14 protein-coding genes are annotated in these 15,796 nt (G+C 66.9%); 8 read left to right on the top strand and 6 right to left on the bottom strand.

Annotation, left to right across the window (positions count from 1 at the left end; translation table 11 throughout):
• The first annotated feature begins 32 nt into the window (after positions 1-32).
• Positions 33-617 (top strand): YdcF family protein, encoded by a 585-nt coding sequence (locus ACWDSI_RS10195; RefSeq protein WP_449746959.1) that lies wholly within the window; start codon positions 33-35, stop codon positions 615-617.
• 139 nt (positions 618-756) lie between these two features.
• Complete coding sequence (locus ACWDSI_RS10190; RefSeq protein WP_449756459.1) at positions 757-1,686, top strand: hypothetical protein; 930 nt, start codon at positions 757-759, stop codon at positions 1,684-1,686.
• A gap of 117 nt (positions 1,687-1,803) precedes the next feature.
• On the opposite strand, the gene ACWDSI_RS10185 is transcribed toward ACWDSI_RS10190, so the two are convergent.
• Both ACWDSI_RS10185 and ACWDSI_RS10180 read right to left on the bottom strand, forming a co-directional pair.
• The gene (locus ACWDSI_RS10185; protein ID WP_449746957.1) at positions 1,804-2,967 is read right to left on the bottom strand and encodes an acyl-CoA dehydrogenase; all 1,164 of its coding nucleotides are present in this window, start codon (positions 2,965-2,967) and stop codon (positions 1,804-1,806) included.
• Between the two features lie 121 nt (positions 2,968-3,088).
• Complete coding sequence (locus tag ACWDSI_RS10180; protein ID WP_449746956.1) at positions 3,089-3,781, bottom strand: TetR family transcriptional regulator; 693 nt, start codon at positions 3,779-3,781, stop codon at positions 3,089-3,091.
• A gap of 229 nt (positions 3,782-4,010) precedes the next feature.
• Here ACWDSI_RS10180 and ACWDSI_RS10175 point away from each other — a divergent pair, with 229 nt between their 5' ends.
• On the top strand, positions 4,011-4,928 hold the full coding sequence (locus ACWDSI_RS10175; protein WP_449746955.1) for an endonuclease domain-containing protein: 918 nt from the start codon (positions 4,011-4,013) through the stop codon (positions 4,926-4,928).
• Between the two features lie 96 nt (positions 4,929-5,024).
• On the opposite strand, the gene ACWDSI_RS10170 is transcribed toward ACWDSI_RS10175, so the two are convergent.
• Positions 5,025-6,704, bottom strand: coding sequence for an AMP-binding protein (locus ACWDSI_RS10170; protein WP_449756458.1), 1,680 nt, complete (start codon positions 6,702-6,704; stop codon positions 5,025-5,027).
• Between the two features lie 145 nt (positions 6,705-6,849).
• Here ACWDSI_RS10170 and ACWDSI_RS10165 point away from each other — a divergent pair, with 145 nt between their 5' ends.
• From ACWDSI_RS10165 to ACWDSI_RS10145, 5 genes are all read left to right on the top strand, one after another.
• Positions 6,850-7,707 (top strand): LuxR C-terminal-related transcriptional regulator, encoded by an 858-nt coding sequence (locus tag ACWDSI_RS10165; RefSeq protein WP_449756457.1) that lies wholly within the window; start codon positions 6,850-6,852, stop codon positions 7,705-7,707.
• Between the two features lie 58 nt (positions 7,708-7,765).
• Positions 7,766-9,880 (top strand): acyl-CoA dehydrogenase family protein, encoded by a 2,115-nt coding sequence (locus ACWDSI_RS10160; protein ID WP_449756456.1) that lies wholly within the window; start codon positions 7,766-7,768, stop codon positions 9,878-9,880.
• A gap of 122 nt (positions 9,881-10,002) precedes the next feature.
• A complete protein-coding gene (locus ACWDSI_RS10155; RefSeq protein WP_449756455.1) occupies positions 10,003-10,374 on the top strand; it encodes a hypothetical protein in 372 nt (123 codons plus the stop codon).
• A gap of 9 nt (positions 10,375-10,383) precedes the next feature.
• A complete protein-coding gene (locus tag ACWDSI_RS10150; protein ID WP_449756454.1) occupies positions 10,384-12,819 on the top strand; it encodes a TPR repeat region-containing protein in 2,436 nt (811 codons plus the stop codon).
• Between the two features lie 184 nt (positions 12,820-13,003).
• Positions 13,004-13,693, top strand: coding sequence for a hypothetical protein (locus tag ACWDSI_RS10145; RefSeq protein ID WP_449746949.1), 690 nt, complete (start codon positions 13,004-13,006; stop codon positions 13,691-13,693).
• Between the two features lie 13 nt (positions 13,694-13,706).
• Here the strand turns inward: ACWDSI_RS10145 and ACWDSI_RS10140 are convergent, their stop codons facing one another.
• The 3 genes from ACWDSI_RS10140 to ACWDSI_RS10130 are packed head-to-tail and all read right to left on the bottom strand — an operon-like array spanning position 13,707 to position 15,770.
• Positions 13,707-14,405: a hypothetical protein gene (locus ACWDSI_RS10140; RefSeq protein ID WP_449756453.1), complete on the bottom strand. Its 699-nt coding sequence runs from the start codon at positions 14,403-14,405 to the stop codon at positions 13,707-13,709.
• Entirely contained in the window at positions 14,402-14,857 is a 456-nt protein-coding gene (locus ACWDSI_RS10135; RefSeq protein ID WP_449756452.1) for a hypothetical protein, read from the bottom strand. The genes ACWDSI_RS10140 and ACWDSI_RS10135 overlap by 4 nt, the downstream gene beginning before the upstream one ends.
• Positions 14,844-15,770: a DUF3824 domain-containing protein gene (locus tag ACWDSI_RS10130; RefSeq protein WP_449756451.1), complete on the bottom strand. Its 927-nt coding sequence runs from the start codon at positions 15,768-15,770 to the stop codon at positions 14,844-14,846. The genes ACWDSI_RS10135 and ACWDSI_RS10130 overlap by 14 nt, the downstream gene beginning before the upstream one ends.
• Positions 15,771-15,796: the final 26 nt, after the last annotated feature.

The raw sequence follows: 15,796 nt of genomic DNA, 5'->3' as shown, positions 1-15,796 counted from the left end.
CCCGTAAAGTAGCAGCTCTAGGCTGCTTGTTCATGCGTCTCAGGAAACTCGCGATCACGCTTGCCGCCACCGTCGTGACCACTGTTGGCGTGACCGCCGGCGGTGTGGTCGCGGCTCCGGCCGAGGCCCACGCCGACACCGGCAGCAGTTCCAGCGACCTCGCCTACGACCTGTTCTCCCCCACCAGCATCTTTCTCTGGCAGAGTCCGCCGACGCGCTACATCGTCGTACTCGGGGCCAAGGTGGGACTGCTGGGGCAAGCGCCGGAGATTCTGCAGCAGCGCATGAATCTCGGTGCGCGCCTTGCCCGGACGCATCCGTTCAACCGGGTGATCGTCTCCGGTGGTGACACGTGGTGGTTACCGGTGTCGGAGGCGCAGTTCATGAACATCGGCCTCCTGCAGCGCGGTGTGCCGGTGTGGCAGATGGTCAACGAGTCGGCGTCGCTCTCCACCGTGCAGAACGCGGAGTTCACGGTGCGGATGCTCAAGGCGATGGGTGCGAGCGGCGCGGTGATCGTGACCAACGGCTTCCACATGTCCCGGGCGCTGAAGAACTTCCGCGACGCGTCGAACCGGCAACACGCCAACCTGCAGTTCAGTCCCGCCTACGCCTGACGGGGGCGGTCGGTCACGCAGAAACCCCGCCTCTCGCCACGAACACTGCGCGTGCGCAGTGTTCCTGACGAGAGGTGGGGTTTCTGGCAGATGGGCGAGTTCAACGCAACCGGATGCGGCGCCGCGGCGTCGGATGTCCATGAAGATTCTCGCGCCCGCACCCCACGCGATGTTCCGCGGTGAGTTGATCGACGCCGGCTACGCCGACCACGAGATCCGCAGCGCCGTGCGAACCGGACTGCTCACCGCACTCGGTCACGGAGTCGTCATCGACTCCGCACTCCTCGACGGCACCCCCGAACAGCGACATCGGGAACTGTCTTTGGCCTACGGCCGGCGCCTCCCGCCGGGCCGTGCGCTTGCCGATGCGTCGGCGGCCGCGGTGCTGCAGTTGCCGGTGTGGGGTCTCGACACCAGTCGGGTGACGATGGCGGTGAGCGGTGCACAGGCACGATCGAAGTCGTCGGGCGCAACGCGGATCATCACCGATCGGCGCCCGGAATCGACCGTGGTTGTCGACGGTGTTCCGGTGGTGTCCCCGGCACGCGTCGTGATCGACATCGCGCGGCGCGAACCACGGGAGCCGGCGGTCGTCGTCGGCGATGCAGCCCTGCACCTGGGTCTGTGCAGCGTCGCCGACCTCGCCAACGAACTCGACCTCATCGGCGGCATGACCGGAGCCGCGCGGGCTCGGCGCGTCGTCGCAGAACTCGACGCGGCGTCGGAGTCGGTATTCGAATCTCGCAGCCGCGTTCTGTTCTCCGACGTCGGTCTACCCGCGCCAGAGTTGCAGGTTGAAATTCTTGACTTGCTGGGCAATTTCATTGCGCGCGTTGACTTTTACTGGCGGGAGCGGCGCGTCGTCGGGCAGGCCGACGGCATGTCGAAGTACGACGACGATCAGGGTGGAAAGGAGCGGCTTCTCAGTGAAAAGGAGCAGGACGGCGCGCTTCTCGAGGCCGGACATCGGCCAATCCATTGGTACTGGAAAGATCTCGAGCACGAACGCCGACGCGGCCGGTTGATCGCGCGCCTCACGTCGATGTTGGCGGAGCCGAGGGCGGCGTGACCCCCCGTGCAGACACCCGGTCGACGCAGAAACCCCACCTGTCGCGACGAACACCGCGCGTGCGCAGTGTTGCCGACGAGAGGCGGGGTTTCTGGCCGTCGATGGGCGGCGACGAGGTCAGCGCAGCAGCGCCCGGCTCATCACCACGCGCTGGATCTGGTTGGTGCCCTCGTAGATCTGGGTGATCTTGGCGTCGCGCATCATCCGCTCCACCGGGAAGTCACGGGTGTAGCCGGCGCCGCCGAAGAGCTGCACGGCGTCGGTGGTGACCTCCATCGCGACGTCGGAGGCCAGACACTTCGACGCGGAGCTGATGAACCCGAGGTTCTTCTCGCCGCGCTCGGCGCGGGCGGCCGAGGTGTAGACCATCAGACGCGCGGCCTCCACCTTCATCGCCATGTCGGCGATCATGAACTCCACGCCCTGGAACGAGCTGATCGTCTTGCCGAACTGCTTGCGCTCCTTGACATATGCGATGGCGGCGTCGAGCGCGCCCTGGGCGATGCCGACGGCCTGCGCGCCGATGGTGGGGCGGGTGTGGTCGAGGGTCTGCAGCGCGGTCTTGAAGCCGGTTCCCGGCTCACCGATGATGCGGTCCGCGGGGATGGTGCAGTTCTCGAAGTAGAGTTCGGCGGTGGGACTGCCTTTGATGCCCAGCTTCTTCTCGAGGGGACCGACGACGAAGCCCGGATCGTCCTTGTGGACCATGAACGCGGAGATGCCGTTGGGGCCCTTCTCCGCGTCGGTCACGGCCATCACGGTGTACCAGGTGGACTTGCCGCCGTTGGTGATCCAGCACTTGGAGCCGTTGAGCACCCAGGAATCGCCGTCGGCGCGGGCGCGGGTCTTCATCGACGCTGCGTCGGAACCGGCCTCGCGTTCCGACAGCGCGTAGGACGCCATCGCCTCGCCGGAGGCGATCGACGGCAGCACCTGGGATTTGAGGTCGTCGGACCCGTTGAGGATCAGGCCCATCGTCCCGAGCTTGTTGACCGCCGGGATCAGCGAGGCCGAGGCGTCGACGCGCGCGACCTCCTCGATGACGATGCAGGCGGCGACGGAGTCGGCGCCCTGGCCGTCGTACTCCTCGGGCACGTGGATGGCGTTGAAACCCGACGCGACCAGCGCGTCGAGAGCCTCTTGCGGGAACCGCGCCTTCTCGTCGACGTCGGCGGCGTACGGTTCGATCTCCTTCTCCGAGAGCGCGCGGATCGCCTCACGCAGCGCGACGTGCTCCTCGGGCAGTTCGAAGAGGTTGAACTCGGGATTTCCAAAACCCATGACGGCTCCTCACGACACTCGGTGCCAGTTTTCCTGTTTGTTTTAGTTCAACACGACACTGAGTGCCATGTCAATCGGGGCGGGCGCGGGCGCCTGCGTCTTCGTGGTCCATTGTTCCTGTTCAGTGCCGTCCCCGTGGGGTTTCCCCCTGCAGTTGTGCGCGCACAGCGTGCGCCACCTCGTCGGGGTCGGAGCCTGCCGGGTAGGACACCACCGCGATCGACGACCGATCGCCGACGTCGTCGGTGGCACTCAGTGCCGCGCGGATGCGACTCAGTTCGGCGCGCAGCCGCTCCAGCGTGGCACCGGCATCGCCGCGGATCATCGACCGCAACAGGTAGTTGTGGGCGGCGGTGATCGCTCCGGCATAGGTCACCAGGCGCACCCGCGGCTCGTCGGGCAGCCGACGACGCAGATGCTCCTCGAACACCCGCTGGTAGCGGTAGGTGGTGACGAGTTCGCGATCGCGCAGCACCGGCACCTGCTGCACCACCCGCATCCGCCGTAGCGCGAGGTCGCGGGTGGCGAGGAAATGGGTGAACACCAGCTCGGCGGCCGCGCAGACCGACGTCCACGGATCGGCGGTGTCGGCGGCGAGTTGCTCGCCGACCTGCGCGATCAGGCTCTCGTGGTCGGCGAAGATGACGTCTTCCTTGGAGCCGAACTGCCGGAAGAACGTGCGCCGGGAGATCCCGGCGGCGGCCGCGATCTGCTCGACGGTGGTCGATTCGTAGCCGTTCTCGGCGAACAGCCGGATGGCCTCGGCGACAACGTGGAGCCGGAAGTCCGTTCCGTTGCTGTCACCGAGTGCCATAGATCCCAGTATTCACCGCGGGCGGTCGACGGGAGGCGCTACACCGCTATCGGCGGCGATTCGGCCGCCCCGGTCGGCAATTTCCGTACAGAATGGGCGGCGGAAACTGCCGCGATCCTCGCTGGTGGACTCCGGTGCCGCGAGAGGCGCCCGTTCTGTACGCAAACCGCCCATCCACAGGTGTGGACGGGCCGCCGCGGGTGCTGGGGTTCGGCAACAGACTCTCCGCATGCCAGATTTCTGCGCCGCCACAGATTTCGGGGTGTTCTCGTGGGCGACACTCTCGCGTCGGGGTGTCACACAGGCACAACTGCGGCGTGGTCTCGCCGACGGTTCGTGGAGTCAGGTCCGGCGCGGGTGGTACGCCGATGCCGGTGCGGATCCCGTTGTGGTCGAGGCCGTTCGGTTGGGCGGAAGCCTCTCCTGCACTTCGGTGTTACGCCGTCAAGGCGTCTGGGTTCCGCCGCAGGTCAAGACCCTGCACGTGCGGGGGAACGAAAAGGCACATCGCGCCCATCCTCGGCGCTATTGCAGTCAGTTCACACCGCCGGGCCCGGTGACCGTCGCCGTGGACGACATCGACGTGGCGCTACGTCACGCGCTGCGATGCCTTGATGCGGAGGGGATCGTCGTGGTGTGCGACTCGATTCTCAACCGCACGCTCCGGTTCGACGCCGGACTGCTGGTCCCCGACATGGGAAGCCGACTCCTCACCCCCACCGAGGTGGAGTCGTGTTTCACCGGCGCACCGATCAGGGTCTGCCGATTGCTCGACCGCATCGACGCACGTGCTCAGTCGGGAACGGAGACTATGGTTCGGCTGCGGCTGCGGGCGAAGGGGGTGCACGTGAACGTTCAGGTGAAGATCGACGGGATCGGTCACGTGGATCTGGTGGTCGGCAACCGGCTGATCATCGAGGTCGACGGCCGGGCGTACCACGAGAACCCGTACAGCTACGCCGAGGATCGGCGACGGGACCGGGTGGCCACCAAGCACAACCTCCTGCGCATGCGCTTGACCTACGAGGACGTGATCTACAACTGGGCCGAGGCCGAGGCCGACATCATGTTTGCCGTGCGGGAGGGCCATCACCGCGAGCGGCGTCACACACAGCAGCCGGGAGACGTACAGAATGGGCGGCTCTGAGACACTCGGCCCGCACCAGCGCGGGTCGCGTTCACGAGAGGCGCCCATTCTGTACAGATTTCGCGGCGCAGCTGGGGTTTGTTCGGCAAACCGTCGTCAGCTGCCGGCTGCCTGCTTGCGCAGTTCGAACTTGAGGACCTTGCCCGTGGAGGTTCGCGGTAGTTCGTCGGCGAAGACGATGTCGCGGGGCACCTTGTAGCCGGCGAGGAGCCGGCGTGCGTGCTCGATCAGTTCGTCGCCGGTGAGCGTCTGGCCCTCCTTGAGGAGCACATAGGCGCGCGGGCGCTCGCCCCACTTCTCGTCGGGGATGCCGATCACCGCTACGTCGAGAACCGAATCATGGCTCACCAGAGCCTGTTCCACCTCGATCGTGGAGATGTTCTCGCCGCCGGAGATGATGATGTCCTTGGCCCGGTCGCGCAGCTGGATGTAGCCGTCGGGATGCATGACGCCGAGGTCGCCGGTGTGGAACCAGCCTCCGTCGAAGGCCTGCCGGGTGGCGTCGGGATCGCGGAAGTATCCGGCCATCACGTTGTTGCCGCGTAACACGATCTCGCCCATGGTGTTTGCGTCGGCGGGGACGTCGACCAGCGGTACCGTCCCCTGGCGCACCACCCGCGCCTGCTCCGCCTGGACCATGCCGACGCCCTGCCGCGACAGCTTGGCGGCGCGCTCGGCGGGAGCCAGATGATCCCACGCGTCCTGGTATTCGCAGATGGTGTACGGCCCGTACACCTCGGTGAGTCCGTAGACGTGCACCGCGGTGATGCCCAAGGCCTCGAGGGCGCCGATGACCGTCGGCGACGGGGGCGCACCCGCGGTGGTGATGCGCAGGGGACGGTCGAGTTGGTGTGCGCGTGGCGATCCCGCGATCGTGGTGCACACCGTCGGCGCACCGCACATGTGGGTGGCACCGAGATCGTCGATGGCGTCCCACACCGCGTCGGCGCGCACCGCCCGCAGACAGAGATGGGTGCCCGATGCCTGGGTGACCGCCCACGGCGTGCACCAGCCGTTGCAGTGGAACATCGGCAGCGTCCACAGATACCGGGTGTGCCCGGTGAACTGGTTGTGGAAGGTCTCACCGAAGGAGTTCAGGTAGGCACCGCGGTGGGTATACATGACGCCCTTGGGTTTTCCGGTGGTACCGGATGTGTAGTTGATGGTGATGACGGCGTTCTCGTCGTCGACCGTCCACGGCAGCGGGTCGCCGCCGGGGTCGAGTGCGAGGAAATCGGGGTAGCTCACGAGCCCCGCGATGCCCGACGCCTCGACGGCACCGGGAACGACGCCGAACTCGGCGTCGGTGATCTCGACGGTGGTGGTCAGTTCGGCCACCTCGTCGGCGATCGTGGCCACGGTGTGCCGGAACTCGGCGTCGAAGAACAGGGTGGTGACGCCCGCGTGATTGAGGATGTAGACCAGTTCTGGTCCGGCCAGTCGCGAGTTGAGCGCCACCAGCACGCCGCCGGCGAGCGGGACCGCGAAGTGCGCGACCAGCATCTCCGGGATGTTGGGCGCGAGGTAGGCGATGCGTTCGCCGGGGGCGATGCGAGCGCGCAGCACCCGGGCAAGCCGCTGTACCTCGTCGGCGAGGTCGGTGTAGGTGGCGGTGCGGGCACCGTAGCGGACGGCGACGCGGTCTCCGAAGACCTCCGCGGATCGTTCCAGGAAACGCAGCGGGGTGAGTTCGGACCGGTTGGCCGTGCCGCAGTCGATGCGGCCGAACTCGTTGTCGGCGGTAGTCGAGGGCTGCGTGGGGGTCGAGACGGACATCGTCTTCTCCGTGGGTCGGCGCGCGGACGCGTGATGTCCGCGACGTTGGCGTGGCACCCACGGTATGGATCACACTGGAGGGATACCACCCCCGAAAAGGGGTGGTGCCGCAGTCCTGCCCCACCCGTGCCGAGAGGAGCCGTCGATGGCGTCACCTGTCGTCGCCCACCGTCCCCGTGATGCCGACGCGGTGCGCGCCGAACTGCGCCGCGGGTTCCGGGCGACGGGGCTGCCGGTGCTGTTCGGTGGCGTGGTGGCCGGTGGCGATCTGGTGTTGTCGGGATTCGTCGGCACACGCAGTTCGATCCTGCGCAATCTCCTGATCAGTTCCGAATGCGGACTCGGCGGGCGCACCGTCGCCGAGCGCCGGCCGGGCGCCGTGGTCGACTACGCGCGCTCACGTGAGATCAGCCACGAGTACGACCGTGAGGTGGCGGCGGAGGGCATCGAATCGCTGCTGGCCGCCCCCGCGGTGGTGGGTGGCCGCACCCGTGCAGTGCTCTACGGCGGATTACGCGCGCCCACCGACTTCGGCGATGCCGTCTTCACCCGGATGGTGCTCGCGGCGCGACGCGTCGCGCGTGAGATCGAGGTGCGTGACGAGGTGGATCGCCGGATGGCGATGCTGGGCAGGGCGCGCACCGATCCGGCGCCCATCTCGCCGGCGGTGGCCGACGGGATCGTCGAGAGCTATCTGGCGCTGCGCACGATCGCCGATAGCACCGCCGATCCCGCGCTCGCCGAACGGTTGCGGGGGATCTCCGATCGGCTCGCGGGTCTCGGGTCGGGCAGGCCGGTCGGCGATGCGGTGCGGTTGTCGGCGCGGGAGAACGACGTGTTGGCCCATCTCGCCCTGGGGTGCGGCAACGCCGAGATCGCCGAACGGCTGGGCCTGCGGCGCGAGACCGTCAAGGGTTACGTGCGCAATCTGATGAGCAAGCTCGGGGTGCACAACCGGCGCGAAGCCGTGGTGGCGGCACGCAGGCAAGGCCTGCTGCCCTGATCGGCGGGTGCGCGGCGATTCCGGCCTCCCGCGACGGCTTGGTCCGTACCGTGGAGTCATGTCCACCACCGAAAGCCCCTCGACGCCGGCGTCCGAGGTCGGCGATCTGACGACGCCGCAGACCGCAACTCCCGACATCTCGACCGAATTGTCCGCCGACGAGCAGGCGCTGCTCGTCGACAATCTGCGGTACACGCTCGACGGACGATGGCGGAGTACGCGCGACGAGGTGCGTGGCCGCGCCGATCGCCACGACCTGCTGCCCGATCCGTCGCGCACGCTCGACGAGGCGCGAACGCGGATTCTGGAGGAGATGCGTGAGCTGGCCGGTCAGGGTTTCGCCGCGGCGGGTTTCGCGGCCGACCACGGGGGCACCGGCGATGTGGGGGCGTCGATCACCGCCATCGAGATGCTGGGTTACGCCGACCTCTCGCTGATGGTGAAGGCCGGGGTGCAGTGGGGTCTGTTCGGTGGTGCGGTGGAGAACCTGGGCACCGCGCGCCACCACGAACGCTACGTCGCCGACATCATCGACCTCGACCTGCTGGGGTGTTTCGCGATGACCGAGACGGGCCACGGGTCGAATGTGCAGGCGCTGGAGACCACCGCCACCTACGACGTGGCGACGCGGGAGTTCGTGATCGACTCCCCCACACCGTCGGCGCGCAAGGACTACATCGGCGGTGCCGCCGAGCATGCGCGGGTGGCCGCGGTGTTCGCGCAGCTGATCACGCCCGGCGCCGGGAGCGAAGCGAGCGGGCCGAAGGGTCACGGCGCCGGGAGCGAAGCGAGCGGGCCGCAATCACACGGCGCCGGGAGCGAAGCGAGCGGGCCAATTAGTCACGGCGTGCACTGCTTCGTGGTGCCCATCCGGGACGAGGACGGCAACGACCTCCCGGGCGTGACCACCAGCGACTGCGGGTACAAGGGCGGCCTGGCCGGGGTGGACAACGGCCGCATCATGTTTGATCACGTGCGTATCCTGGCGGAGAACCTGCTCAACCGCTACGGCGATGTCGACGCCGACGGCACCTACACGTCGCCGATCGAGAACCCGAACCGCCGCTTCTTCACGATGCTGGGAACACTGATCCGCGGCCGGATCTCGGTGGCGGCCACCGCAGGTGCCGCGGCACGCAAGTCGCTCGCGCTGGCAACGCGATATGGACTGGTGCGCAAGCAGTTCGAGGCTCCCGGCGACGACGACGAGATCGTCGTGATGGATTATCTGGGGCATCAGCGAAAGCTGTTGCCGCTCATCGCCAAATCGTATGCGGTCGCCTTCGCGCAGAATGAGCTCACCGAGGAACTGCACGAGGTGCAGAGCGGCTCACCCGACGATTCCGACGCCGGGCGGCAACGGCAACTCGAGGCCGATGCCGCCGGGTTGAAGGCGTACGCCACGTGGCACGCGTCGCACGCCATCAACGTCGCACGCGAAGCCTGCGGTGGCGCAGGCTATCTGGACGAGAACCAGATCTCGATCATTCGCGGTGACATCGACGTGTTCACCACCTTCGAGGGCGACAACACGGTGCTGACCCAGCTGGTGGCCAAGGAAGTTTTGTCGGCGTATGCCGATGACGTGCAAGGGTTGTCGGCGGGCGGCTGGGTACGATTCATCGCGTCGATGGCACGCGATGTGGTGGTGGAGAAGACCGCGGTGCGGCAGGTGGTGCAGACGCTTCTGGACAGCTCCGACGAGGACACCGAGAAGTCGCCATTGGGTAACCGCGGCACCCAGATTCGGCTGTTCCGTAACCGGGAGGCGCACTTGGTGCGCACGTGTGCGCAGCGGTTGCGACGCGCCACCGACGACGACAACGACGCGTTCGAGGTGTTCAACAACGCGCAGGATCACCTGCTGAAGGTGGGGCACGCACGCACCGAGCGCATGGTGTTGGAGGCGTTTGTGCAGGCCATCAACGATTGCGATTCACGGGCTGCGGCCGAATTGCTCGGCAAGGTGTGCGACCTGTTCGTGTTCGCGGCGATCGAGGACGACCTGTCGTGGTTCATGATGCACCGGCACGTATCGGTGGAGCGCGCCAAGGCAATTCGCCGGGGCGTCAACGATCTGTGCCTCGAATTGCGGCCGTATGCGCGTGAACTGGTGGACGCGTTCGGCATTCCGGAGGCGCTGATGGCCGCGCCCATGCTGGAGAATCACTGACGCCGGTGGCGGCCACCGTCGTGGTGATCGGCTCATGGTCGTTCGCCTGGCGGACTCATGGCACGGGGTACCGCATGGCCTCGGTATAGTGACGCCACGATCACCGAAGCAAGGGGGGCTCGATGGCGAAGTTCGCAATGGACCCGGGCGCGGTCACCGCGGCCGCGACGACTCTGGACGGCCTGGCCGGCCAGATTCGCGCGTTGACCCTGTCCACCAAGATGGCGACGCTGGCGACTGCGATCCCCGACACAGCAAACGTCACATCACCGATCGTTCCCGTCGCGAATGGTGCTGATGCGACGGTGACCACCGCCATCGATCATTGCGGAGGCCAGGTGGAGGCATTCGGCGCGCTGGTGCGTGTGGCGGCCACTTCCAGCGTCGACACCGACGACTTCAATGCCACCCGATTCGACGACGCCGGACAGTTGCCGACTGTCGCGGCGTGGGACCCCGGCAACACGAAGCGGCCGGCCAAGCCGCACGAATAGGCAACTCGCGTGAGCACACCGGCACGCGTCGACGTCGACGCCTGGCACCCGCACGACATGTTGCCAGTGGCCGCTGCCCTGCGGACGGTGGCCGGCTCAATCCTCGACAAATCGGGCCCGGTGCGCAACAGCGTCGTCGGCCTCGACCGCACCGACCAATGGGTGGGGGTCGGCCGCAACAGTGCCGACGATCGTGCCGACGCCGAGGGTCGGTGGTTGAGCAATCTCGCCGCGAACTTCGACGACGTGGCGACCGCGATCGAGAAGGGTTGCGAAGACATCGCCAATCACAAGTCCTTTCTCATCTCGCTGCAGAATGACGCGTTCAACGCGGGCTACGAACTTGTGTCCACCGGGGACGTGACGTGGACGTTGCAGCGACGTCAGGGGGTGAAATCGAAGGCAGGCGACGGGGCAGCGATGGCGTCGTGGAGTCAGCGACTCGTCGCGCAGGCGAACGAGACGTTTCATGCCGTGCAGGCCGCTGCCAACTCGCTGAAGACCGAACTGGGCAACCTCACCACGCTGACGCCGGCATCGCTTGCACTCAATGGGACGATGGGGCGTCGCGACGCGCAGATGGCCAAGGACGGCTGGACCCCCGAGGAACTGCGCACGATCGCCACACACCTGGGCGACGCCCAACTCACCCCGGAACAGATCAACGCGCTCCTCAACGGGCAGACGGCCGATGTGCCGCCCGGCGTGATCTCTTATCTGCGCAACCTGTTCGGCGGCCTCGACCCCGGCGAGGCGCTCTCGCTGCGCTACGGCCTCGACGGGCTGAGTCCGGCGGCGGGAACGAGTTTCGCCAACGGCCTGGCAACGCTGAGCAACGAGCACGTCGGGGGCGGCGGCACCGCAGGCGGGAGGAACGAACTCCCCGGTTGGGCACAGGATTGGTTGGGCGAGACGATCCCCACCGATCTGGGTCGATTCACCCCGGAGAATGCGCCGGCGCTGGTGCACGCGTATGCGCTCGGTCAGCTCTTCGCCGGGGCGACGCTACCGCCGGGAGTGCAGACCGGTACCCAGCTGACGCTGCGCGCCTCGAACCTCGGGCAGGCGGCACTGGAGAACCCCAATCTGCGCCACGGTATCCAGACCTACATGGATCGTGCGCTCGCCAACGACGGCGGCCTCGGAATCCACATTCCACCCGGCCGGGATTTCGAGACACGATTCGACGACACCATGCAAAGCCTGGTGCACGCCGGTTCGCTCAACCAGCAGTCGATGACCGCCGTACTCACCGGCCACGGCGGCGAAACCGCCGGGCTGCCCACCGATTACAACCGCGATGCCACCCTCCGATCGCTGTACGACTACGGGTGGCACGACAACGGCAAGACAGTCGGCGGGATCACCGACTGGATCGACGATTTCGCCGGTGATCAGCACAACGCCTACCGTGCGGGGCTGTCCGCCGAGGCATTTCACGGTTTGTACGACTTCGGCACCGACCCGTCGAACTTCAAGTCGTTGATGGAGATCGGCGGCCCGCACCAACCGTCACTCGGCGAGGTCAATCCGTTGCTCGCCCGGGCGCTGGAAAGTGCGTCGCGCCCCTACTTCAACGTGCTCGCCGGCGGTGACCCGACGACCTATGGGTTCAATCCGGCGGCCGTCGAGCATCTGGATCTGCGCCATCTCGACCACAACGGCAACCCGATCGACATCGCCGACGACGGCGACATGCAGGACCGCGTGCGGCGCCTGTTCACGTTGATCTCCACCGACGGCGACGCGCGGTCGCACCTGATCGCCGACATCGGGATGCAGCAGACCGTCAACGCGTCACACGTGCCCGACGCGATCAGATCCGGAAGCGGATTCGACGGCGACCTGGCCGCCCGCAACGGCTGGCTCCAGTATTTCGCTCGCGACGGCATCATGGGGGCGCAGCTCGACGCCTGGCACGACCAGCATCCGGGTTCGGACAGCATGAGCCCGGCCGACTTCAACTCGATGAAATCGAACGTGAATACGCTGGTCAAGGAAGGCATCAAGCTCTTGCCGTTCCCGGGCAGCTCCTACGCCGCTACCGGCGCAGGCCTGGTGATCGACTGGGCGCATCCGCCGCCGACCCAGTTCCCCGATCAGGGGGTATATCCCACCTACGTCAACCTGCACGACACGCTGCTGGAGCAACACTGGTCGGCGTGGGCGGCGACCCACCCGAGCGTGGATTCGGTCTCGCCGCAAATGCGGGGCTACTTCGACGCGCACGGAAATCTCAAGTCGCTGGCCGACGTGCTGTCGCCGCCGGATCACGATGGGATCGCACCGAGTATGAACCAGCTGATAACCCAGCTAGCGGGCGAGTTGCGCAGGCAGAACCTCGACCTCAGCAGCTATGACGACACGTATCACGACACCACCGGCGATGAGCGAGACCCCATCGACTACAACACCTACCGGGATCGGCTTCTTCGTGACAAGTAGCGTGGCGGGCCGCGCAAGCGTTGCGCTACGCCGGCTGAGGAACGGAACATTAGGGGCGCTTGTCCTTCTTCTCACCGCCGCATGCGCCCCTGGCAACGACACAGGCACGTCGAGCATCCCCGCGCCCGCCGATCCGACCCGGGGTTACACATATCCCACCCGCCTGCTGGGTACCTCCACCACCGTGTGGCAGGCCACGGACGGCATCGACCTCATCGCTCCGGACGCCACCGTGGTACGTGCTTTCGCCGAGTCGTACTTCATCGCCACCTGGGACCCCGCTGACGGCTTCCCCGGATTCGTCGACTTCCTCGGCCATAACGGGAAACCGATCCTCGACTCCTACCGTTCATACCGGTTCGGTGGAACCCGACGAATGCTGCTGCAATCCATCCACCGCGACGGAGACCGGCTCGAGGCTTCGATCTGCAACGACCAAGCCGGTATCTATGTTCTCGGGCAGCCACGCCCGGCTCCGACGTCTACCCCGCCGCACCCGGACCCTGACCTCTATGGCCCTGGCGGACGCCCCTACGTCCTGAATGATCTGTTCGTGATCACCGTCAGCCTCTCGAGCACCGGAACCCCCACCGGGATACCGAAGGTCGTCGACCGTGGCACCGCACGCGCGCCCAACTGGAACCCCTTCTCCGGCTGGCAATTCCAGAAGCATGACCTCCTGTTCTTCGATGAACAGAACCACTATCGCTACACCCGCGAGCAGCAACAGTCGGTGATCGATTGCAACACATGGGCTCTGCACAACAACCCCGGCATCGTCGACCCCGGTCCGCCACCACGCCGCATGTACCCCGACGGTACCCCACCGACCTTGACCCAGTACCCCGGATGGACGCGCGTCGGGGAACCGTGAACCGTCGGTGGTGTCAGTCGGCGTCGCGGGGCGGCAGGCCGAGTTTCACGGCGAGGTGCGCGTCGGTGAGCTCTCGGCGGAAACGGTCGACGTCGCGCGCCCACGCCTGCGCCAGCGAACCGTCGGAAAGCTTCACGCCGACGCCTTTGCGTCGCCGCGGGACGCCGTGGAGTTCGCCGAGTGCGGGAGCGCTTTCCCACTTCTCATGCTCGGAGCCGGTGTTCTCCGGGAAAACGGTGGCGATGTCGGCGAGGGCTAGAGTCCGGGTGCCTTGGCGCAGCGTGGTGTCAGTGAGCTCGACGCTGACGTGGCGGCGAGCGGCATAGACCTGGACCACCGAGAAGCCGATCAGGATGAGCGCGAAGATCGTGATGACGGCCCAATGCACCTGACCGGGACCGGTGATCTCCATGATGAGCACGGCGGCAACGAGGACCGGACCGATGGAGACGACCCACCAACTGCCGCCGGGTTCGTAGAACAGCACCTCGCCCGGTTCGACGGGTGTCTCGTCGGGGACGGGGGTTTCGGGGTCGGGGGTTTCGGGGTCGGCGGTTTCGGGGTCGGCAGGTGATTCGGGGTCGGCCCGCGAGGTGTCTGTGTCGGCGGGCGGTGGGGTGTCGGCGGCCGGTTGTGCGTCGGCGGGCGGCGGGGTGTCGGCGGCGGGTGGCTCCTCGCCTTCTGCGGCCGCGTCGGCGGGCCCCGAGGTCACGCCTTGTCCCGGCCGGTCTTCTTCCGGTTTGCCCGGTCCCCGCGTGGCTTGTCGGTGTCAGGGGTCTCGGTGTACCAGGTCTCCGATTCCGGACGATAGGCAAGCAGTGACCCCACCAGCCCGACCACCGCGGCCAGCAGCGCAAACGCCATCACATTCCACACCAGCGAGATGAACACCAGCATCAGCGTCGCGACCAGGGTGAGCGCCGCGAGCGACGACCGCCAGCGGACGTCGCCGGTGTACGACTTGGTGCCCATCATCGCGACCGCGACCCCGATGGCCAGCACAAACGCACCAAGACCCACGGGCACCAACGTCGCGCCGTCCGCGAAGATGCCGATCAGGATGTACCCGACACCCAGCAGACCCAGGAGCACCGCCGAGATCAACCAGCATCTGTACGCCCACACCACGAGCATGGGGCGTTTGGCCGGGTCAGGAAGGATCACTGCTGTCGCTTTCTCTAGACGAGCGTTCTCGTGACGACGGCCTGGTGGACGGCGAAGTCGAGGGATCGGTGGGGTCGGGCTCGGCGGTCTGATCGTCGCGGCGTTGACCGGAAGAGTAGTCGTCGGACGGGTTCTGCGGATAGGACCACTCACCGGGATGGTACGGATAGCCCTGGTAGGGGGTTGTCCCCTGGTCCGCCGGGGGATTCTGGTAGGTCGGGGGGTTCTGGTAGGTCGGGGGGTTCTGGTAGGTCGGGGGATTCGGCTGGTATGGACCGCCGTAGGGCCCCTGCTGGGGCGGACCGTATTGGGCGGGACCGTACGGGGGCGGGTACTGACCCTGGTACGGGTATGTCGGGGGTGGAACCGATGGGCCCTTGCGGTACTGCGCCATCTGCTTGCAGTAGGCATCCGACTCGGGGCGCAGCAGCAGCAGCACGGTGGCGCCCAGCGCGGCGATCCCCCCGATCACCAGCGGGATCATCGACCATCGCGGGTCGATGTCGGCGAAGAACGAGAACACCAGGTCGACGACGATGTAGAAGCCCATCGCACCGAGCACGAACCGGGCCCAGGAGTATCCGCGTCGGGCGAACAAGACCACGGTCAGGGAGGCCGCGACCAGCACGGCGGCGATGATCGCCATCACCGTGATCAGCAGCCAAGGCGCACCGAGGACGTCGACTTCCGACTTGGGGGTATCGGCCGGCAATCCCGCGATGCGTTCGTCCATGAGCCTGCGGGCGGTGGGGTATTGCGCTCCCAAGGCCACGGTCCGCGCGATGATGACGACGATCCAGAGCTCGGTGGCGATGGCCATCGAGTCGACGAGCTTCGGCCGCTTGCGGCCCACCCCGCCATCGTCGGGCTCGGGCGTACCCGAGCGCTGCGTCGGGTCGGTGGATGCGGACATGGCTACCAGGGTAGACACTCCGATCC

This window comes from Gordonia sp. NPDC003429, assembly GCF_053588575.1.
Note: the sequence above shows the minus strand (reverse complement) of the source record. Positions and strands in the feature narration are given on the sequence as shown.